16 protein-coding genes and 1 pseudogene are annotated in these 19,151 nt (G+C 71.8%); 13 read left to right on the top strand and 4 right to left on the bottom strand.

The annotated features are described in order from the left end of the window. Positions 1-105: 105 nt before the first annotated feature. From ACRAKF_RS20490 to ACRAKF_RS20480, 3 genes are all read left to right on the top strand, one after another. Complete coding sequence (locus ACRAKF_RS20490; protein ID WP_447038632.1) at positions 106-963, top strand: glycerophosphodiester phosphodiesterase; 858 nt, start codon at positions 106-108, stop codon at positions 961-963. A gap of 53 nt (positions 964-1,016) precedes the next feature. Further along, positions 1,017-1,634, top strand: a complete 618-nt coding sequence (locus tag ACRAKF_RS20485) for an ATP-binding protein (RefSeq protein ID WP_447038631.1) — start codon at positions 1,017-1,019, stop codon at positions 1,632-1,634. A 69-nt stretch (positions 1,635-1,703) separates the two neighbouring features. After that, positions 1,704-2,672 (top strand): DUF5926 family protein, encoded by a 969-nt coding sequence (locus ACRAKF_RS20480; RefSeq protein ID WP_447038630.1) that lies wholly within the window; start codon positions 1,704-1,706, stop codon positions 2,670-2,672. A 251-nt stretch (positions 2,673-2,923) separates the two neighbouring features. Here the strand turns inward: ACRAKF_RS20480 and ACRAKF_RS20475 are convergent, their stop codons facing one another. Both ACRAKF_RS20475 and ACRAKF_RS20470 read right to left on the bottom strand, forming a co-directional pair. Next, positions 2,924-3,448: a hypothetical protein gene (locus tag ACRAKF_RS20475; RefSeq protein WP_447038629.1), complete on the bottom strand. Its 525-nt coding sequence runs from the start codon at positions 3,446-3,448 to the stop codon at positions 2,924-2,926. Positions 3,449-3,503: 55 nt separating this feature from the next. Continuing rightward, positions 3,504-4,181: a bifunctional DNA primase/polymerase gene (locus tag ACRAKF_RS20470; protein WP_447038628.1), complete on the bottom strand. Its 678-nt coding sequence runs from the start codon at positions 4,179-4,181 to the stop codon at positions 3,504-3,506. Between the two features lie 466 nt (positions 4,182-4,647). On the opposite strand from ACRAKF_RS20470, the gene ACRAKF_RS20465 reads away from it, so the two are divergent. Both ACRAKF_RS20465 and ACRAKF_RS20460 read left to right on the top strand, forming a co-directional pair. Further along, positions 4,648-6,174, top strand: coding sequence for a PP2C family protein-serine/threonine phosphatase (locus ACRAKF_RS20465; RefSeq protein ID WP_447038627.1), 1,527 nt, complete (start codon positions 4,648-4,650; stop codon positions 6,172-6,174). A 192-nt stretch (positions 6,175-6,366) separates the two neighbouring features. Further along, complete coding sequence (locus ACRAKF_RS20460; RefSeq protein ID WP_447038626.1) at positions 6,367-7,836, top strand: aminopeptidase P family protein; 1,470 nt, start codon at positions 6,367-6,369, stop codon at positions 7,834-7,836. A gap of 97 nt (positions 7,837-7,933) precedes the next feature. Here the strand turns inward: ACRAKF_RS20460 and ACRAKF_RS20455 are convergent. Beyond that, a pseudogene (locus ACRAKF_RS20455) lies at positions 7,934-8,476 on the bottom strand (carboxymuconolactone decarboxylase family protein); the annotation flags it as partial. A 41-nt stretch (positions 8,477-8,517) separates the two neighbouring features. On the opposite strand from ACRAKF_RS20455, the gene pdxR reads away from it, so the two are divergent. Next, positions 8,518-9,963 carry a MocR-like pyridoxine biosynthesis transcription factor PdxR gene (pdxR, locus tag ACRAKF_RS20450; RefSeq protein WP_447038625.1) on the top strand — a complete coding sequence of 482 codons (1,446 nt, stop codon included), beginning with the start codon at positions 8,518-8,520 and terminating at the stop codon, positions 9,961-9,963. A 64-nt stretch (positions 9,964-10,027) separates the two neighbouring features. Here the strand turns inward: pdxR and ACRAKF_RS20445 are convergent, their stop codons facing one another. Further along, positions 10,028-10,507, bottom strand: a complete 480-nt coding sequence (locus ACRAKF_RS20445; RefSeq protein WP_447038624.1) for an ATP-binding protein — start codon at positions 10,505-10,507, stop codon at positions 10,028-10,030. Between the two features lie 305 nt (positions 10,508-10,812). On the opposite strand from ACRAKF_RS20445, the gene ACRAKF_RS20440 reads away from it, so the two are divergent. The 7 genes from ACRAKF_RS20440 (at position 10,813) to pheA (ending at position 18,783) form a co-directional block, all read left to right on the top strand. Beyond that, positions 10,813-11,739 (top strand): hypothetical protein, encoded by a 927-nt coding sequence (locus ACRAKF_RS20440; protein ID WP_447038623.1) that lies wholly within the window; start codon positions 10,813-10,815, stop codon positions 11,737-11,739. 215 nt (positions 11,740-11,954) lie between these two features. Beyond that, positions 11,955-12,692: a YcnI family copper-binding membrane protein gene (locus tag ACRAKF_RS20435; RefSeq protein WP_447038622.1), complete on the top strand. Its 738-nt coding sequence runs from the start codon at positions 11,955-11,957 to the stop codon at positions 12,690-12,692. Between the two features lie 92 nt (positions 12,693-12,784). Continuing rightward, positions 12,785-13,483 (top strand): SCO family protein, encoded by a 699-nt coding sequence (locus ACRAKF_RS20430; RefSeq protein WP_447038621.1) that lies wholly within the window; start codon positions 12,785-12,787, stop codon positions 13,481-13,483. Then, positions 13,480-14,127: a copper chaperone PCu(A)C gene (locus ACRAKF_RS20425; RefSeq protein WP_447038620.1), complete on the top strand. Its 648-nt coding sequence runs from the start codon at positions 13,480-13,482 to the stop codon at positions 14,125-14,127. Before ACRAKF_RS20430 ends, ACRAKF_RS20425 begins: the two co-directional genes overlap by 4 nt. 19 nt (positions 14,128-14,146) lie before the next feature. Then, the gene (locus ACRAKF_RS20420) at positions 14,147-16,183 is read left to right on the top strand and encodes a copper resistance CopC/CopD family protein (protein WP_447038619.1); all 2,037 of its coding nucleotides are present in this window, start codon (positions 14,147-14,149) and stop codon (positions 16,181-16,183) included. Positions 16,184-16,248: 65 nt separating this feature from the next. After that, positions 16,249-17,661 carry an iron uptake transporter deferrochelatase/peroxidase subunit gene (efeB, locus tag ACRAKF_RS20415; RefSeq protein WP_447038618.1) on the top strand — a complete coding sequence of 471 codons (1,413 nt, stop codon included), beginning with the start codon at positions 16,249-16,251 and terminating at the stop codon, positions 17,659-17,661. A 186-nt stretch (positions 17,662-17,847) separates the two neighbouring features. Further along, positions 17,848-18,783, top strand: a complete 936-nt coding sequence (gene pheA, locus ACRAKF_RS20410; protein ID WP_447038617.1) for a prephenate dehydratase — start codon at positions 17,848-17,850, stop codon at positions 18,781-18,783. Positions 18,784-19,151: the final 368 nt, after the last annotated feature.

Genomic DNA, 19,151 nt, shown 5'->3' with positions numbered 1-19,151 from the left:
TCCCATGGGCCGTCAGGGCACCATAAGCCGAGCCTGTGTGTCCGGCGCTCCGCGACGCCGCCCTCCGGCGAGCCTTCACGTACCCCGTGATGGCACCATGACGCGGTGACCCTCGCACGACAGCACCAGATCCAGGTCGTCGCCCACCGCGGAGCCTCCGAGGAGGCCCCCGAGCACACGCTGGCCGCGTACAGGAAAGCGGTCGAGGACGGGGCGGACGCCCTCGAATGCGATGTGCGGCTCACCGCGGACGGCCACCTCGTCTGCGTCCACGACCGCCGCGTCAACCGCACCTCGAACGGCAGAGGAGCCGTCTCGGCCCTGGAACTGGCCGACCTCGCCGCCCTCGACTTCGGCTCCTGGAAGCGGAACCACGACGAGGCCCTGGAGGGCGAGGGCCCCGACTGGGAGGGCTCCGCCCTGGAGGGCCGCCGCACGGAGGACACCTCCGTCCTGACCCTTGAGCGCCTCCTCGAACTCGTGGCCGAGAGCAACGCCTCGGGCCGCCGGGTGCGCCTCGCCATCGAGACCAAGCACCCCACGCGCTGGGCGGGCCAGGTGGAGGAGCGCCTCCTGCTGCTCCTCAAGCGCTTCGGCCTCGACACGCCGTCCTCCGACGAGCAGTCGCCGGTACGGGTCATGAGCTTCTCGGCGCGTTCGCTGCTCCGCGTGCGCGCCGCCGCCCCGACGCTGCCGACGGTCTACCTGATGCAGTTCGTCTCGCCCCGCCACCGCGACGGACGCCTCCCCGCGGGCGTACGGGCCGCGGGCCCCTCCCTGCGGATCGTGCGGAGCCACCCCGGGTACGTGGCGAAGCTGAAACGGGCGGGCCACCAGGTGCACGTATGGACCGTGAACGAACCCGAGGACGTCGAGCTCTGCGCCGAGCTCGGCGTGGACGCGATCATCACCAATCGCCCCAAGCAGGTACTGACCCAGCTCGATCGTCTCGGACTGCGGTAATTCCCCTCACAGGGAGTGCACCGGCGCGTTCGGTCCGTATTCGATCGTCACGAGTGCGTCACCGCACACGTATTGGCCGGTTTCCGGTCCAGGCCATTGGGGCATCCACACCGTGGCGTGGGGCAAAGGAGGTCTCGGGGGTGGCGTTGGTGGTGGCACGGGAGGTGCCCACGTCGTCGAGCATGGCCGTACCCCATGGCCCTGCGGGCGTGGGGGAAGCAAGGCACCGGATGCGTGATCAGTTGCGTGTCGGCGGAGTGTCCGAGTCGGTCATCGACGATGCCGTACTGATTCTGTCGGAACTGCTCAGCAATGCCTGCCGGCACGGCAGGCCGCTGGGCCGCGGAATGGTCGGGGACGGTGACGTGCGGGCGGCCTGGCACGTCGACAAGACGGGCCGGCTCACGGTCGAGGTGACGGACGGCGGCGGCCCGACCCGCCCGGTTCCGGCCACACCCTCGGTCACGGCGCACGGCGGCCGCGGGCTCAACATCATCACGGCGCTCGCCGACACCTGGGGCGTGCGCGACGACGTGCACGGCGAGGTCACGGTCTGGGCCGTCGTCCACTCGGGGCACCGCCACGAGGACTTCGCGACGCGCATCGCCGCCCCGTCGGCGGCCGCGCTCTCGGAGCTCGCCTTCGCGGACCCCTACGACGACATGGACTGAGGGGCCCCAGCGGCTAGGCTCGCGCCCGTACGCGAAAGAGCACGAGAGCCGCAGCCGGGAGACACCCAGATGGCCAAGAAGCGCCCCCAGACCAAGGGCAAGCAGCAGCCGCAGCCGAACGGGGACGAGATCCCCGTGGTCGGCGCCCGCGAGCCCTGCCCCTGCGGCTCGGGCCGCCGCTACAAGGCCTGTCACGGCCGTGCGGCGTCCCACGCGGTGACGGAGCTGGTGCAGCGCCCCTTCGAGGGCCTGCCCGGCGAGTGCGACTGGGTCGCGCTGCGCGAGCTGGTGCCCGCGGCCACCGTCGAACTGACGCTCAAGGACGGCCTGCCCGACGGGGTCCCCTCGGTCGCCCTCGCCACCGTCCTGCCGATGGCGTGGCCCGCGCTGCGCCGCGAGGACGGCTCGGTCCTGCTCGGCCTGCAGAACGACACCTCGTCCGGTGACATCAGCCGCGACCTGGCGGACACCCTCGCACGCGCCCTCGACGCCGAGCCGGGTACGCCGGTGCAGGGCCGCAGGGCTCCCGCGGAGGGGCCGCGTCTTCAGGACCTGCTCGCTCCCGAGGGTCCGTTCGAGCCGGCTGTGCACGCGGGCTTCGAATTCTGGGTGCCGGACGCGGAGAACGCGACGGCGGAGGTCTCCGCCTCCCTGGAGCGGGCGAACGCCGCCGCCATCCCGACCGTGCGGCTCACCGGCGTGGACGCCGCGTACTGGTGCGAGACGCCCGAGAAGAACCACCTGCGCTGGGTCATGCCGCACGCCGAGGAGAAGCTTCTGGACGCGCTGGCCCGGCTGCACGCGGCCGGTACGTCGAGCCTCGGCGAGGGCACCCGCCTGGTCGGTTCCTTCCGCGCCCACGGTCTGACCGTGCCGGTGTGGGACCTGCCGAGCGGCGTCGGCGCCGATGACGTGGAGAAGCCCGCCGCGGAGTTCGCCGAGCGGCTGGCGGCGGCGCTCGCCTCGGATGCTCCGCTGACCCCGGACGAGCGCCGGGCGCGCGGCGGCCTCACCAACCGCCAGGTCACTCTGAGCTGACCTCAGGGCTGTGAGCCGACCTCAGGGCTGTGAGCCGACCTCAAGGCCCTGAGTCGACCTCAAGGCCATTTCGTACGAAATGCGTGACTCCTGTCACAACTTCCCGTACCCACAGGTAAATCCCTGTCCGGATAACTGAGATCGAATTTGCCAGGGGCCGATCTCTTGTTACCGTTCAGGTAGCCCGGTTGCTGGTGCATCCCCCGTCGCCAGCAACCGGGCCTTTTGCATGTCCGGGACCGGTTCGGGGCTCAACTGCCCCGAGGTGCGGCGGAGTTGCTGCCCGAGCGCAACATCAGCGCTCCCGACTCCCCCGCGGCGAACTCCGCCACCGCCGAGTAGGCGGCCGGCTCGCCCGCCGAGCGCTCCCGCGGCGTCTCGCACACGCCCGGCTCGTCCCCCGCACCCACCGCGCAGTGCATCTGCACGGTGCGCGCGCGGGGGCCCATCGCCGTGAGTACGGCAGTCAGCTCCTCGCCGGTGACGTTGCGGTAGTACGTCCGCGCCCAGGTCTCGGCGCCCTCGGTGAGGACGCAGGTCTGGGCCTCGACGCCGTCGGGGGAGGAGAGTTCGGGGCCGCACCGAGAGGTCCTGACGGGATCTTCGGCGGGTGCTCCGGCGGGAGCCTCGGCCGGAGCTCCGGCGGGAGCCTCGGCGGGGGAGGAGAGGGGCGACTTCGCGTCACCGTCACCCACCGGGCCCGCCGCGGCGCCGGCGAGGGGCAGGAGAGCCGCGGCGGCCACGGCGCCCAGGAGCACGATGAGGCGGGGTTGCATGGCCCGAAGATAACGACAGTTGACGCGCGGCCCGACCGCCGCGCGCCCATTTCCCCTACATCTCGGGCGCGCTCACACCCGTACGAGTGAGGGCGTCGACGACGGCGTCCACGACGGCCTCGACGTCGGGCACCCAGGGGGCGGCCGAGCCGGGCAGCGGGGCGCGCTCCCAGTGGACCGTGCCCTGGCCCGTCCCGGAGGGGGGCAGGGCGAGATAGCCGCCCTCGCCGTGGAAGCGGAGGGAGCCCGGCACGTAGTCCTGCGCGTGGAGAAGCTCGCCCAGCTGGGCCAGGGAGTAGGGAGCGACGAGGAGGAAGACGCGGCTCTCGGTGGCGACCACCGGGCCGAGCCTGATGCCCGCCTCGTCGAGCGCGGCGAGGGCGCGCTCACCGGCCTCCACGGGGAGGCTGACGGCGCACGGGGCGCGGCCTCCGGTGGCGAGCACCACGGGCGCGGCGGGGCGGTTCGTCCACCACCAGCGCACCATGCGCTCATCGGTGCTCGCGGCCAGGAGGCCGGGGTCGAGGGGGTGCGCGCCCGGCACCACGCATTCGGGGTCGGGGCAGGCGCACCGGCCGCCGCCGCGCCGGTCGAGGCCGACTCCGGGCAGGACGGGCCACCGCCAGGCGGTGGCGAAGGTCAGGGCCGCGCCGAGCTGTCCGGCGCCGCGGCCGGACCTTCTTCCGATTCGCCAGGACAGAAGCCTGCGTCGCCTACCGAGGATCTCGCGCATGAGCGCTCGTTCCTTTCCGTTGCACGCCGGTGTGAGCCGGAAGGACTGCGGGCCACATCGCACCATGGGTGGATCACTTCGCTGAACACACGAGCTGAGCGCACGAGCTGGCACATCTGACCCCAGCCTGCGGCATGGGGGACCACTCTGAACCGAGCGTTGACGTGGCGTGGGGTGGCGGCGCCTGGCGTTTTGCCGTCACGCGATATTGCTGGCCGCCTCCCCCACGGGAGGATGGGGCACGGTCGTCGTCAGTTATGACGTCCGGGTCCTCCGCGAGGTTCCGGAAGGTCTCCAACTGCCCCTTGCCATCACTGAGTACGTACCCAGCCCGACCGATGCAACGCTCTACCGAACGCCCTCAGTCGATCGTAATATGCCCTACCCAGCGCTGTTTTCGGCCAAATTTTCAAGATCAATTCTTGGCCCCAGAATTCCCACGGACACCAGGAATCCCAGCAGGACAATGCTGGACATCTCCTCATCAGTGCGTGTACATCTGGAGACATTGCTAGCGGCGCATAACGACATGGGGGTTTGCGATGCTATTGAGCAATACGCACCGGCCGGAAAGCCGTCAGCCATGAACGCTCCGCATCTTCCGAAAGTGGCCGGAATCGACTCCACAGTTCCGTCACCCGCCCACACTGTCGCGCCGCCCGCACCGACCGCGTCCGCACCGCCGGGCTCCCCCGCCCCCAGCGCCCCCGGCGCCGTGCTCCAGGACCGCCTAGCGGGCTGGGTCTCCGACCTCACCACGCTGCACGAACTCACCGAGCGGCTGTCCCGTACGGACACCCTGGACGACGCCGTGCGCGAGCTGCTGCGCGCCGGCGCCGCCCTGGTCGGCGCCCGGCGTGGACTCGTCGCCCTGGAGCCCGCCGACGGGCTGGGCCCCGACTCCACGACCGGCCTCGGCCTCACGCGCGCGGACCTCGGGCACATCGAGACGGTGCCGCGCGCCGCGACGAGCCACGGGCGCCTCCTGGACGACCCGAAGGCCGGCGTGCCCGGCCGCGAGACCGAGCTCGTCAGGCCCGACCTCCTCGCCGAGGACGGCCTCGACCCCCGGCACCACGAGGTCGCCGCCCGCCTGGGCTGCGCGGCGAGCTACGCACTGCCGCTCGCCACCGAGGCCGGGGGGCTGCTCGGCGCCACCGTCTGGCTGTACGACGAGCCCGCCGAACCGGCCGAGCGCCGCCGCCACCTCACCAAGCTCTACGCGCGCTACGCCTCCGACCACCTGGCCCGCCTGGTCGAACTGCACCGCGCCCGCGTGGCCGCGGCGACCCTGCGCGAGGAGCTGATGCCCTCGCGGCTGCCCCGGATCGCTGGAGTGCGGCTCGCCGTACGGCACCGCACCGGGCCGCGCGGGGGCGGCGACTGGCACGACGCGCTGCCGTTGCCCGAGGCCGCGCTCGGCCTCTCGGTGGGGTCGGTCACCGGGGCGGGGCCCAGCGCCGTCGCCGCGATGGGGCGACTGCGGGCCTCCCTGCGGGCGTACGCCGTGATGGAGGGCGAGGACCCCGTCGCCGTACTCTCCGATCTGGAGCTGCTGCTGCGGCTGACCGAGCCCGCGCGGTCGGCCACGGCTCTCTTCGCGTACTGCGAGCCGGCCCTGCGCAAGATCGTGCTCGCCGGTGCAGGGCACAGCCCGCCGCTGATCATCGGGGAGCGGCGCACGGAGTTCGTCGAGACCACCCTCTCCGCGCCGCTCGGCATGCTCGCCTGCTGGGAGGCGCCAAGCGTGGAGTTCTCGCCGGAGCCCGGAGAAACGGTGCTGCTCTACACCGACGGCCTGCTGCACCGCACCGGAGAGGCGGTGGACCGGGCCTTCGCGCGGCTGCACGCGGCGGCGGCGTGCGTGCCCAAGGGCATCCGCGAGGACCCCGGGGCCATCGCCGACCACATCCTGCGCTCCGTGCTGCCCGAAGGGCCCGAGGACGAGGACAGCGAGGAGGACGTGGTGCTCCTCGCGGCCCGCTTCGAGTGAGACCGCTCGCCATGGGCCACGCGCGCGTGGGTCACGTTCACCACCAGGCACCAGGCACCAGGCACGCACGCGTGGACCATGTTTTCGCGCGAGGCACCGGGCACGCTCGGTAAGAGGTCTTACGGCCCTGGGCCCCCTTCCGTACAGCCGTACGATGGAGGGTGGTCCAGTGTCGTACATAGGAGGCAGATCGTGTCGGACGCTCTCAACGCGGAGATCCCGGAGATCCCGGAGGAGACCGAGGAAGAGCCGATCAAGCAGCGCAAGAACGGCTTGTACCCGGGGGTCTCCGACGAGCTCGCCGAGAACATGAAGTCCGGCTGGGCCGACACGGAGCTGCACGACCTGCGGCCGATCGCCCAGGCCGGCAACACCGCGGCCCGCCGTGCCGCGCTCTCCGCGCGCTTCCCCGGCGAGCGTCTCGTCATTCCCGCGGGCAACCTCAAGACCCGCTCGAACGACACCGAGTACGCCTTCCGCGCCTCCGTCGAGTACGCCTACCTCACCGGCAACCAGACCGAGGACGGCGTCCTGGTCATGGAGCCGACCGACGGCGGCCACGACGCGACGATCTACCTGCTGCCGCGCTCCGACCGCGAGAACGGCGAGTTCTGGCTGAACGGCCAGGGCGAGCTCTGGGTCGGCCGCCGCCACTCCCTCACCGAGGCCGAGAAGCTGTACGGCATCCCCGCCTCCGACGTCCGGAAGCTGGCCGACGCGCTGCGCGAGGCCACAGGACCCGTCCGTGTCGTACGCGGCTACGACGCCGGCATCGAGGCCGCGCTGACCGACAAGGTCACCGCCGAGCGCGACGAGGAGCTGCGGGTCTTCCTCTCCGAGGCCCGCCTCGTCAAGGACGACTTCGAGATCGCCGAGCTGCAGAAGGCCGTCGACTCCACCGCGCGCGGCTTCGAGGACGTCGTCAAGGTCCTCGACAAGGCCGAGGCGACGAGCGAGCGCTACATCGAAGGAACGTTCTTCCTGCGCGCCCGTGTCGAGGGCAACGACATCGGCTACGGCTCGATCTGCGCCGCCGGCCCGCACGCCACCACCCTGCACTGGGTGCGCAACGACGGCGCCGTCCGCTCCGGCGAGCTGCTCCTGCTGGACGCCGGCGTGGAGACGCACACGTACTACACCGCGGACGTCACGCGCACGCTGCCGATCAACGGCCGCTTCAGCGAGCTTCAGAAGAAGATCTACGACGCCGTGTACGAGGCCCAGGAGGCCGGCATCGCGGCGGTGAAGCCGGGTGGCAAGTTCCGCGACTTCCACGACGCGTCGCAGCGCGTGCTCGCCGAGAAGCTGGTGGAGTGGGGCCTCGTCGAGGGCCCGGTCGAGCGCGTCCTGGAGCTCGGCCTCCAGCGCCGCTGGACCCTGCACGGCACCGGCCACATGCTCGGCATGGACGTCCACGACTGCGCCGCCGCGCGCCAGGAGACCTACGTCGACGGCACGCTGGAGCCGGGCATGTGCCTGACCGTCGAGCCGGGCCTGTACTTCCAGGCCGACGACCTGACCGTGCCGGAGGAGTACCGCGGCATCGGCGTCCGGATCGAGGACGACATCCTCGTGACGGAGGACGGCAACCGGAACCTCTCGAAGGCGCTGCCGCGGCGCTCGGACGAGGTCGAGTCCTGGATGGCGGAGCTCAAGGGCTGAGCGGTCCCCCGGGCAGTGACGGCCGGACCCCGCGGTTTCCGCGGGGTCCGGCCGTCGTCGTACGCGCGGACCCCGACCTCAGTGGGCCGTGGGCCGTGCGCTCGTCCTCGCCCGCGGTCTTGCCGGTGCTCAGGGCGATGCGGTTCCAGGTGTTGATGGCGAAGATCAGGGCGAGCAGGCGGGCCAGCTCCGCCTCGTCGAAGTGCGGGACGGCCCGCGCGTAGACGTCGTCGGGGACCCCGCCGCGGGCGACCAGCGTGACCGCCTCGGTCAGCGCGAGTGCCGCCTGCTCCTTCTCCGTGAAGAAGTTCCGTGCCTCGCGCCATACGCCGATCATGTGCAGCCGCGCCTCGTCCTCGCCGGCCTTGCGGGCGTCGGAGGTGTGCATGTGGAGGCAGTAGGCGCAGCCGTTGAGGAGCGAGGCGCGGATCTGGACCAGCTCGACCAGGGCCGGGTCGAGGCCGTCCCTGGCGGCGGCGTCGAAGCCTATGAGGGCCTTGAAGGCCTTGGGGGCGGCCTTGGCGAAGTCGAGCCGAGGGGTGGCGGTCCGCGTCTGCGGGGTGGTCTGAGTCCGGGGCGCGGTCTGAGTCTGCGGGGTGGTCTGAGTCTGCGGGGTGGTCGCGTTGTTCGTCATGACCATGAATCTAGGCACCGAAAAGACCTCGGATAAGGTGCATTCACATGCGGGAATCATGGGTCAATCTGGCGGAGCGCATCGGCAGTGACCTGCACCTGGAGCTGTCCGGAGCGGGCAGCCGCCGGGCTGTGCTGATCCGGGCGCTGCGGGACGCCGTGCGTGAGGGCAGGCTGGCTCCCGGCACCCGCTTGCCGCCCTACCGCTCGCTCGCCGCCGACCTCGGCCTCGCCAGGAACACGGTCGCCGACGCCTACGCCGAGCTGGTCGCCGAGGGCTGGCTGACCGCGCGCCAGGGCTCCGGGACCCGCGTGGCCGAACGGGCGGCGCCGCCCGAGCGCACCCGGGTGCCGAAGCCCGCCCCCGCCAGGCCCGCGGCCCCCGCGCACGATCTGCGCCAGGGCCGGCCGGACCCCGCGTCCTTCCCGCGCGCGGCCTGGCTCACCGCCGCCCGGCGGGCCCTGGCCGCCGCCCCCAACGAGGCCTTCGGGCCGGGCGACCCCCGCGGCCGGATCGAGCTGCGGCGGGCGCTCGCCGACTATCTGGCAAGAGCGCGCGGTGTGCGCGCCGACCCCGAGCGCATCGTGGTCTGCTCCGGCTTCGCGCACGGGCTGCGGCTGCTCTTCGCCGGCTCGGACGGCGCGGGCGGCGCGGTGCTGCGCGGCCCCTTCGCCGTGGAGTCGTACGGGCTCGGCTTCCACCGGGAGATCCTGGAGAGCGCGGGTGTACGGACGGTTCCGCTGGGCCTCGACGAGCAGGGTGCCCGTACCGAGGAGTTGCCGGGGCGCGGCGGACGGGTCAGGGGAGTGCTGCTCACCCCCGCACACCAGTTCCCCACGGGTGGCCCGCTGCATCCGGCGAGGCGCGCCGCGGTCGTCGACTGGGCCCGCTCCAGCGGCGGACTGCTCCTGGAGGACGACTACGACGGGGAGTTCCGCTACGACCGTGAGCCCGTCGGCGCCGTGCAGGGCCTCGATCCCGAACGGGTCGTCCACCTCGGCTCGGTCAGCAAGAGCCTGTCGCCCGCGGTGCGCCTCGGCTGGATGGTGCTTCCGGAGCGGCTCGTCGAGGGCGTACTCGCCGCCAAGGGGGAGCGGGAGGCGTGGGCGAGCGTCCTCGACCAGCTCACGCTCGCCGAGTTCATCGCCTCCGGGCAGTACGACCGGCACATCCGCCGGATGCGGCAGCGCTACCGCCGCCGTCGCGACCAGCTCGTCGCCACTCTCGCCGAGCGGGCCCCGCACATCACCGCCACCGGTATCGCCGCGGGACTGCACGCGGTACTGCGGCTGCCGCCGGGGACCGAGGCCTCCGCGGTGAAGGCGGCGGCCTGGCAGGGGGTCGCGCTCGACGGCCTCGCGGAGTTCCGCCATCCGGGGGCCACGATGCCGGTGGCCGACGGTCTGGTGGTGGGGTACTCGACGCCTGCCGAACACGCGTACGGGGCGGCGGTCGAGGCGCTGGTGCGCGCGTTGCCGCCGGGGGCGGAGTGAGGCCAGGCCCGCCTACGGAGGCCTTCCCGTAGAGGGATGCCTTCCCGTAGAGGGGGGAGGGGGTTCAGGCCGTCGCGAGGGGCGCGTCCTCGCGGGGTGCGTCCTCGCGCCACTTGAGGATCTTGTCGAAGCTGATCACCGCTCCTCTGCCGGGCCTGTTTCCGCAGTGGACGTGGTCGGCCAGCTCCCTGATCAGGTACAGGCCCCGGCCGTGCTCATCGGTGTGTGCGGCCGCCGTCTGCCGTGCCGCCGTACGGCCGCGTGACGCCTTCGGGAAGCCGGGGCCGGAGTCGGCCACCTCGATACGGCACTTCTCGCCGTCCAGATAGGCCGTGACGCGGTACGCGCCGGCCGTGCCCCCGGTCGCCACGGCGGCGCCCCCGTGCTCCACGGCGTTGGCGCACGCCTCGGTGAGGGCGAGCGACAGGTCGAAGGAGACGTCCGGGTCCACGCCCGCTGTCTCCATCGTGCCGATCAACAGGCGGCGGGCGAGCGGAACGCTCGCAGCCTCGCGCCGCAAATGGAGAGACCACCAGATGCTCATGCTCCAGCCTCCTGGCTGCGGCTCGACATACCGATACGTATTGCCGCGAGTGAACACGAATAAGCACCGCGCACACGTGAAGCCGCCCATACGGCGGACGCGCGACCCGCCCCCGTTCCTGTAGCTGGACGGGCCTGTGGCTGGACAGGCCTGTAGCTGGACGGGCCTGTAGCTGGACGGGCCTGTAGCTGGTCGGGCCTCTGGCTGGACGGGCCTGTAGCTGGACGGGCCTCTGGCTGGACGGAACAGGACCTTCCGGACCTGCCGTGTGCGGAGGAGGGGCCCAGTGCGATGATGACCCCGCCATGACTGCCCCCCACCAGCGCCAGCCGCGTGACGGAGTCGATCTCCGGCTGCTCAGGGCCGCGATGTTCGCCGCGGTCTGTGTCGTGCTGTCCGCCGGGGGCCATGTACTCGCCTCCTGCGTCGCCGTCCCGCTGTGGACGCTCGCCGCGGGTTTCGCCGCCGTCCTCGCGGTGGCGCTGCCGCTCGCCGGACGGGCGCGTTCGCTGCCCGGCATCGCGACGCTGCTCGCAGTGGGACAGCTCGGGCTGCACGCCCTGTTCGGGCTCGGCCAGCACGGCACGGCCGCCGTCCAGGGCGCCGGTGACGCCACCCTGGTGGAGCGGGCCGCGCGCCTGGTCTGCGGGGCGGGCGCGGCCACGATCACTCCGGCGCAGGCCCACCGCATCCTCAACACGGCGGGGCTCGGCCCGGGCGGCAGCGGCGGAGCGGGACACTCCGCCATGCATCAGCACGGCCAGTCCGCCGCCTCGGCCGCGAACACCGCGCTCGGCTCCATGCCGACGGGTGCGGCAGGTCCGACGGGTGCGACGGGTGCGACGGATGCGACCGGCTCGATGGGCTCGATGGGCTCGATGGGCAGCGAGGCGCTCCTGCCGTCCCTGCCCATGCTCGTCGCCCACCTCCTCGCGGCCCTCGCCGCCGGCTGGCTGCTGCGGCGCGGCGACCTCGCACTGCTCCGGCTCGTCCGGCTCGCGCACGGGGCCCACGGGGTCGCGGAAGGGGCGCTCGTACGTTCCCTGCGCTCGGCCCTGACCCTCGTACGCGCCCTGCGGGCCGGTCTGCCCGGAGCGCCCGAGACGGCCGGGCCGCCGGTTCCGCGGACCGCCCTCCTGGCACCGCCGAAGCCGCGCACGGTCGCGCTCAAGGACACGGTGATCAGGCGCGGACCGCCGGCCGGCGCCTCCGACGTCGAACTCGCCGCCTGACGCGACGCACTCCACCCATCGGTACGGACCGGTACGGAGAGGGTCGCCCTCAGCGGCACGCACGCGCGCGTGCACATCCTCCGGTCATCCGGGCCGCGCGCTTCCCCTCGTACCGAGTCCTGAGTCCTGAATCCTGAGTCCTGAGTGCCGGATACCGCTCGCCACGTACGGCTGAGCGTGTACCGGTCACCGCTCTCGAAAGTGGAGTGTTCCTCATGAAGATGTCCCGCATCGCCGCCGCCGGCACCGTCGCCGCCTCGGCCGTTCTCGTCCTCTCCGCCCCCGCGTTCGCGCACGTGAGCGTCTCGCCGGAGGGCGCTGCCGCCAAGGGCGGCTACGCGACCGTCAACTTCAAGGTGCCGAACGAGATGGACGACGCCTCGACCAACAAGCTCGAGGTCACGTTCCCCGCCGACCACCCGCTCGCCTCCGTGATGACGCAGCCCGTCCCCGGCTGGAGCGTGAAGGCCACCAAGTCCAAGCTCGACAAGCCGCTGGAGATCCACGGCGAGAAGATCGACGAGGCCATCACCAAGGTCACCTGGACCGCCGACGGCAAGGGCGGCATCAAGCCCGGCACCTTCCAGAAGTTCCCGGTCTCCATGGGCCAGCTCCCCGAGGACGCCGACGAACTCGTCTTCAAGGCCGTCCAGACGTACGACAACAAGGAAGTCGTGCGCTGGATCGAGCCGCAGCAGAAGGGCCAGGAGGAGCCGGAGCACCCCGCGCCCACCCTCGCGCTGACCGCCGCCTCCGACGACCACGGCGGTGGCGCGGCCGACGACGCCAAGGCTGACGCCAAGGACGCCAAGGACGCCAAAACCGAGAGCGCCGCCGACTCCTCGGACAGCAGCGACACCATCGCCCGTGTCCTCGGCATCGTCGGCATCGTCGTCGGCGCCGCGGGCGTCGCGTTCGGCGTGCTCGCGGGCCGCCGCCGCGTCACCGGCTGAGCCACCGGCCGAGCCATCCCTCGGGGTGCGCCGCGACGGCGCCACACCGCCCCCGGTGCACCCCGACCCCCTCACATCTGGGACATTTTCGTATGCGCACCAAGAGTTCGAAGAGCACTGTCAGTTCCATCGGCGCGGGCAAGAAGCTCGCGGCCGCCGCCCTGCTCACCGTGGCCGCGTTCACGCTGACCGCCTGCGGCGGCGGTGACGACGACGGCGGCAAGAAGCCGGTGGCCGACGTCTCCACCGAGGCCGACTCGGGCAAGGCGGCGACCGTCCTGGACAAGGCGTTCGAGAAGCCGAACCTCGTCCTGAAGGACACGCACGGCGCCAAGTACGACCTGCGCGAGGAGACCAAGGGCAAGCCCACGCTGGTCTACTTCGGCTACACGCACTGCCCCGACGTCTGCCCGCTGACGATGAACAACATCGCGGTCGCCAAGAAGGCCCTGCCCAAGGCCGACCAGGACAAGCTCAAGGTCGTCTTCGTCACCACCGACCCCGAGCGGGACACCTCCGCCGAGCTCGGCAAGTGGCTGAAGGGCGTGGACGCCAACTTCACCGGCCTGACCGGCGACTTCGCCACCATCCAGGCCGGCGCACGCCAGCTCGGCATCAGCATCGAGCCGTCCAAGAAGGACAAGAACGGCAAGGTCGTCTCGATGCACGGCACGCAGGTCATCGCCTTCTCGCCGAAGACCGACGGGGGCTACGTCCTCTACGGCGAGGAAGCCACCGCCGCCGACTACACCAAGGACCTCCCCAAGCTCCTCAAGGGAGAGACCCCGTGAACCACCGCACCACCGGCCGACGCCGTACGACCGGCCAACGCCGTACGACCGGCCGACGCCCTACGACCGGACGCCGGCGCGCGCTCGCGGGCGGGGCCCTGGCGCTGGCCGGCACGCTCGCCCTCGCGGGGTGCGGGGACTCCGGTTCGGGTACCGCCGAGACCTCGAAGAAGCCCGAGCTCAACGTCACCGCGGCCTACATCCCCGAGCCGACCGCGGACGACATGGCGGCCGGATTCCTCACGGTCACCAACAAGGGCGGCGCCGCCGACAGCCTCACCTCCGCCACCAGCGACATCGCGGGCTCCGTCACGCTGCACAGCACCAAGGGCGGCGTCATGGAGGAGGAGAAGTCCTTCGACGTACCGGCGGGCGGTGAGCTGAAGTTCGCGAGCGGCGCCAACCACCTGATGCTCGAAAAGCTGAAGCGCAAGCCGAAGCGGGGCGAGAAGGTGGCCATGACGCTGCACTTCCGGACGTCGGACCCGGTCACGATCGAGGTGCCGGTCAAGGAGGCCACGTACAGCCCCGACGGCTCTGACGGCCGTGAGAAGGGCGGCGGTACCGACACCTCGCACGACACCCACATGTCGCACGGCACCCACATGTCGCACACGTCGCACGTGACGCACGCGTCGCACTGACTGACGGACGGACGGACTGTTGACAGAGACCATCGCTCCCCGCTCCAGGAGCACCGCCGCCCTCTGGCGGCTCGTACTCGTGCTCATCGCCGCGACCGGTGCCTTCCTCGCCGGTGCCGCGCCGGCCTCCGCGCACGCCGCGCTGACCGGCAGCGACCCGAAGCAGGGAGCGGTGGTCGACAAGGCTCCCGCCCAGGTGAAGCTCACCTTCTCGGAGAAGGTCGCCATGTCGGACGGCTCGGTGCGGGTGCTCGACCCGGCCGGCAAGCGCGTCGACACGGGGAAGACCACCGACCTGGGCGCCAACACCTACGGCGTGAAACTGCGCCCGGGCCTGCCCGACGGCACCTTCACCGTCGCCTACCAAGTGGTGTCCGCCGACAGCCACCCCGTCGCCGGCGCCTTCACGTTCTCCATCGGCGCGCCCTCGGACACCAAGGCGGCCCTGCCCGACCAGGAGGCGGGCGGCGGCCTGGTCGGCGTGCTCTACGACATCGCGCGCTACTTCTCCTACGCCGGGTTCATCCTGGTCGTCGGCGGTGCCGCCTTCGTACTCGGCTGCTGGCCGCGCGGCGCGGGCGTGCGGCCCGTACAGCGGCTCGTGACGTACGGCTGGGTCACCCTCACCGCCTCCACGCTGGCGCTGCTCCTGCTGCGCGCCCCCTACACCGGCTCCGGGAAGCTCGCCGACGTCTTCGACATGGGCAAGCTCGGCGACGTCCTGAACACCAAGACCGGCGCGGCCCTGGTCTCCAGGCTGCTGCTGCTCGCCGCCGCCGCGCTGTTCATCGCGGTGCTATTCGGGGCGTACGAGAAGCGCGAGGACCCCAGGGAGAAGAAGGACCTCACCTTCGGGCTCGCCATCGGCGGCACGGTCGTCGCCATCGGGATCGCGGCGACCTGGGCCATGGCTGAGCACGCCTCGACCGGCATCCAGGCGGGCATCGCGATGCCCGTCGACGTACTGCACCTGCTGGCCGTCGCCGCCTGGCTCGGCGGGCTCGCGGCCCTGGTCGTGGCGCTCTACCGCACCTCTTCGGTGGAGGCGACGGCCGTGCGGCGGTTCTCGCGCGTGGCGTTCACGAGTGTCGTCGTGCTGGCCGCGACCGGGCTCTACCAATCGTGGCGGCAGGTCGGTTCGTGGTCGGCGCTGACCGACACGCGGTACGGGCAGCTCCTCCTCGTCAAGATCGGCCTGGTCGTCGTCCTGGTGGGCGTCGCGGCGATCTCGCGGCGCTGGACGGGGCGCATCGTCGCCGAAGCGGGCGGCGGCGCGCCGGAGGCCAAGGCGGCCACTGCCGTGGAGCGGCGCGCGGAGCGGAAGGGTGCCAAGGCGGCGGCCGAGGAGACGGCAGGCGCGAAGTCCTCGGAGTCCTCGGAGTCCTCGGAGTCCTCAGAGTTCTCGGAGTTCTCGGAGAAGCAGAAACAGCAGCAGAAACAGCCGGTCACGGTCCCCGCGGGTGCCGCGAGCGCGGACGGCTCCGCCGAGCGCTCCGCCCAGCTCGCGCGCCAGCGGGCTGCCATGGCCACCGCCCGCGAGAAGCGCGTGCGCGACGCCGATCCGCACCGCTCCGGCCTGCGCCGCTCGGTGCTCACCGAGGCGGGCGTCGCCGTCGCCCTGCTGGCCGTCACGACGATCCTGACGACCACCGAGCCCGGCCGCACCGAGGAGGAGGCCGCCAAGGCCACGTCCGCCGCCGCGGCCCAGCGCTCGGGCCCGCTCGTCGTCACGTTGCCCTTCGACACGGGCGCCAAGGACGGCAAGGGCACGGTGCAGCTCGAACTCGACCCGGGCCGCACCGGCAGCAACGACCTCCACGTGTACGTGAAGCGGCCCAACGGCAGCGCCTTCGACATCCCCGAGGTGAAGATCTCCCTGACCCTCAAGGAGAAGGACGTGGGCCCGCTGCCCGTGGCCCCGGACCGCATCGCCACCGGACACTGGACCGCGAGCGGGGTGCAGATCCCGATGGCGGGCGACTGGGAGATCAAGGTGACGGTACGGACCTCCGACATCGACCAGGTCACGGTCGACAAGAACGCGCAGATCGGCTGAACGGAAACACCATGGCGGACAACGGGCCCACGGGCACTGACGGGGCTACGGGTACTTGCAGGGCTATGGGCGCTGACGGGGCTACGGGTACTGGCAGGGCTTCGGATACTGGCGGGACCACAGGCACTGGCGGAGCCGGACGCACTGGCAAAGCCGAAGGCACTGGCAAAGCCGGGGCTCCTGACGGGGCCCCCGGGCCCGGCCGGTTCTCCAGGCGTCGGCTGCTCGGCACGGCAGGCGCGTCCGGCCTCACGATGGGCGCCGCCGGTCTCGCGATCGGCGCGGCCGGCGGCGGCATCGCCGGATACGCGACGGGCTCCTCCTCCGGACCGTCCTCCTCGTCCGGCTCGGCAGGATCGGGGGAGGCCGGTCCGACGGAGCTGGTCTCGATCGGCGCGGAGCAGGTGATGTTTCACGGGAAACATCAGCCCGGCATCACCACGCCCATGCAGTCCCGCGGCCACCTCATCGCCTTCGACCTGAAGGCGGGCGCGCGCCGCAAGGAGGCGGCGGCGCTGCTGCGCCGCTGGTCGAACGCGGCCGAGCGGCTGATGGCCGGCGAACCGGTCGACGGCGACACCGCGGTGGCCCGGGACGCGGGCCCGTCCTCGCTCTCGGTCACCTTCGGCTTCGGCGCCTCCTTCTTCGCCCGTACGGGGCTCGAAAAGCAGCGCCCGGCCGCCCTGGAACCGCTCCCGGACTTCTCCTCGGACCACCTGGACAAGGCACGCGGCAACGGCGACCTGTGGGTGCAGATCGGCGCAAACGACCCGCTGGTGGCGTTCCACGCCCTGCGGGCGCTCCAGCGGGAGGCCTCCGGTGTGGCGCGCGTGCGCTGGCAGATGAACGGCTTCAACCGCTCGCCGGGGGCCACCGCGCACCCGATGACGACCCGCAACCTCATGGGCCAGATCGACGGCACGAACAATCCGAAGCCCTCGGAGAAGGACTTCGACGAGCGGATCTTCGTGCCCGCCGACGGTGACCCCGCCTGGATGGCGGGCGGCTCCTACGTCGTCGTACGCCGTATCCGGATGCTGCTCGACGACTGGGAGAAGCTCGGCCTGAAGGCGCAGGAGGCGGTGATCGGGCGGCGCAAGTCGGATGGTGCGCCGCTGACCGGCGGCACGGAGACGACCGAGCCGAAGCTGGAGAAGACGGGGCCCGACGGCAAGGTCGTCATCCCCGTCAACGCGCACGCCCGCATCACGCGGCCGGATCAGAACGGGGGCGCCGCGATGTTGCGCCGCCCGTTCTCGTACCACGACGGCTTCGACTCCCACGGTGAACCGGACGCGGGCCTGCTCTTCGTCTGCTGGCAGGCGGACCCCATGCGCGGCTTCGTCCCGGTGCAGCGCAAGCTCGACCGGGGCGATGCCCTCTCGGAGTTCATCCGCCACGAGGCGAGCGGGCTCTACGCGGTGCCGGGCGGGGCGGCCGAGGGCGAGTACGTGGGGCAGCGACTGCTGGAGGCGTGACCCGTGCCTTCCGGGGCGAAGCCGCTTCGGTACGCGCGCGCGGCAGGGTCACTCCGAGGCGGCCGCGGGCGTTCGGCCTGGTGAGCGTGAGGGCAGCCACAGGGGCGCGGCAGGGTCACGCCGGGGGCGAGGGTCGGCGCGTGAGACGCGTGAGCCGTGCCACGTACGGCGCATTAGGGTGACGGTATGTCGGCGACGCGCTACACCTATCTCGGCCCCGAGGGCACCTTCACCGAGGCCGCTCTCCGCACGCTGCCCGAAGCGGCCACCCGGGAGCTCGTCCCGATGGTGTCCGTGCCCGCCGCGCTGGACGCGGTCCGCAACGGCGAGGCGGCGGCGGCGCTCGTGCCGATCGAGAACTCGGTCGAGGGCGGCGTCACGACCACCGTCGACGAACTCGCCAAGGGCGAGCCGTTGATGATCTACCGCGAGGTGGTCCTGCCGATCACCTTCGCCCTCCTCGTTCGCCCCGGCACCGCACTCAAGGACATCAAGACGGTGACCGGCCACCCGGTGGCCCAGCCGCAGGTGCGCAACTGGCTCGCGGCCCACCTGCCGGACGCCCTGTGGGAGTCGGCGGCCTCGAACGCGGACGGCGCGCGTCTCGTCCAGGAGGGCCGCTTCGACGCCGCCTTCGCCGGGGAGTTCGCCGCGGCGACGTACGGCCTCGAACCGCTGGTCAGCGAGATCCACGACGCGGCGAACGCCGCCACCCGTTTCGTCCTGACCGGCCGCCCCGCCCGACCGGCCGCGCCGACCGGCGCCGACAAGACCTCGGTCGTCATCTGGCTGGGTGACGACCACCCCGGTGCCCTGCTCGAACTGCTCCAGGAATTCGCCGTACGGGGCGTCAACCTGATGCGCATCGAGTCCCGCCCGACCGGCCAGGGCATCGGCAACTACTGCTTCTCGGTGGACGCCGAGGGGCACATCACCGACCGCCGCGTCGGCGAGGCGCTGATGGGCCTCAAGCGCATCTGCCCCCAGGTGCGCTTCCTCGGCTCGTACCCGCGGGCCGGGATGACCTCGGCGGACGTACGTGAACTGCGGCCCGGGACGTCGGACGTGGAGTTCGCGGCGGCGTCCGACTGGTTGACGCACTGCCAGGACGGCCGTTTTTAGCCACCGACGGCCGGCAGGCGCTCCGGAAACCGTCCCGGACGCCATTCCTACCTGCAGATTTACGTTGTCCACAGAAGTTATCCACAGGCGCGCATCTCGACCTGGGGACAAGTCGACAACGAGGTGCGACATGGTCGACAAATCGGTCCACAGGCCCCAAGTCCAACCCCCGTCCCGCACATCACCCCTCGTCCATCCTTTTCCATTGATCAACTCTTTGGAGCGAACCTTTTCCACTCGAAAGTGGTTGAGAGGGTGGTTTGGGAAGGGATTCCTTCGTCGCACCCGCAGCTTTCGGAATACCTTCTTCCGGCATCCACAGATCTTTCGCACACCCTGTGGATAACTTTCCCGAGGCGCCCATTCCT

It is taken from the genome of Streptomyces sp. DSM 118878 (genome assembly GCF_052936595.1).
The sequence above is the reverse complement of the archived record's forward strand: the minus strand, read 5'-3'. Positions and strand labels throughout refer to the sequence as shown.

Excerpts from the sequence above, each read along its gene's own strand:
- ACRAKF_RS20465 (WP_447038627.1), top strand. The coding sequence starts at position 4,648 with ATGCTGGACATCTCCTCATCAGTGCGTGTACATCTGGAGACATTGCTA.
- ACRAKF_RS20480 (WP_447038630.1), top strand. The coding sequence starts at position 1,704 with ATGGCCAAGAAGCGCCCCCAGACCAAGGGCAAGCAGCAGCCGCAGCCG.
- ACRAKF_RS20430 (WP_447038621.1), top strand. The coding sequence starts at position 12,785 with ATGCGCACCAAGAGTTCGAAGAGCACTGTCAGTTCCATCGGCGCGGGC.
- ACRAKF_RS20475 (WP_447038629.1), bottom strand. The coding sequence starts at position 3,448 with ATGCAACCCCGCCTCATCGTGCTCCTGGGCGCCGTGGCCGCCGCGGCT.
- ACRAKF_RS20435 (WP_447038622.1), top strand. The coding sequence starts at position 11,955 with ATGAAGATGTCCCGCATCGCCGCCGCCGGCACCGTCGCCGCCTCGGCC.
- pheA (WP_447038617.1), top strand. The coding sequence starts at position 17,848 with ATGTCGGCGACGCGCTACACCTATCTCGGCCCCGAGGGCACCTTCACC.
- ACRAKF_RS20440 (WP_447038623.1), top strand. The coding sequence starts at position 10,813 with ATGACTGCCCCCCACCAGCGCCAGCCGCGTGACGGAGTCGATCTCCGG.
- ACRAKF_RS20445 (WP_447038624.1), bottom strand. The coding sequence starts at position 10,507 with ATGAGCATCTGGTGGTCTCTCCATTTGCGGCGCGAGGCTGCGAGCGTT.
- pdxR (WP_447038625.1), top strand. The coding sequence starts at position 8,518 with ATGCGGGAATCATGGGTCAATCTGGCGGAGCGCATCGGCAGTGACCTG.
- ACRAKF_RS20470 (WP_447038628.1), bottom strand. The coding sequence starts at position 4,181 with ATGCGCGAGATCCTCGGTAGGCGACGCAGGCTTCTGTCCTGGCGAATC.
- efeB (WP_447038618.1), top strand. The coding sequence starts at position 16,249 with ATGGGCGCTGACGGGGCTACGGGTACTGGCAGGGCTTCGGATACTGGC.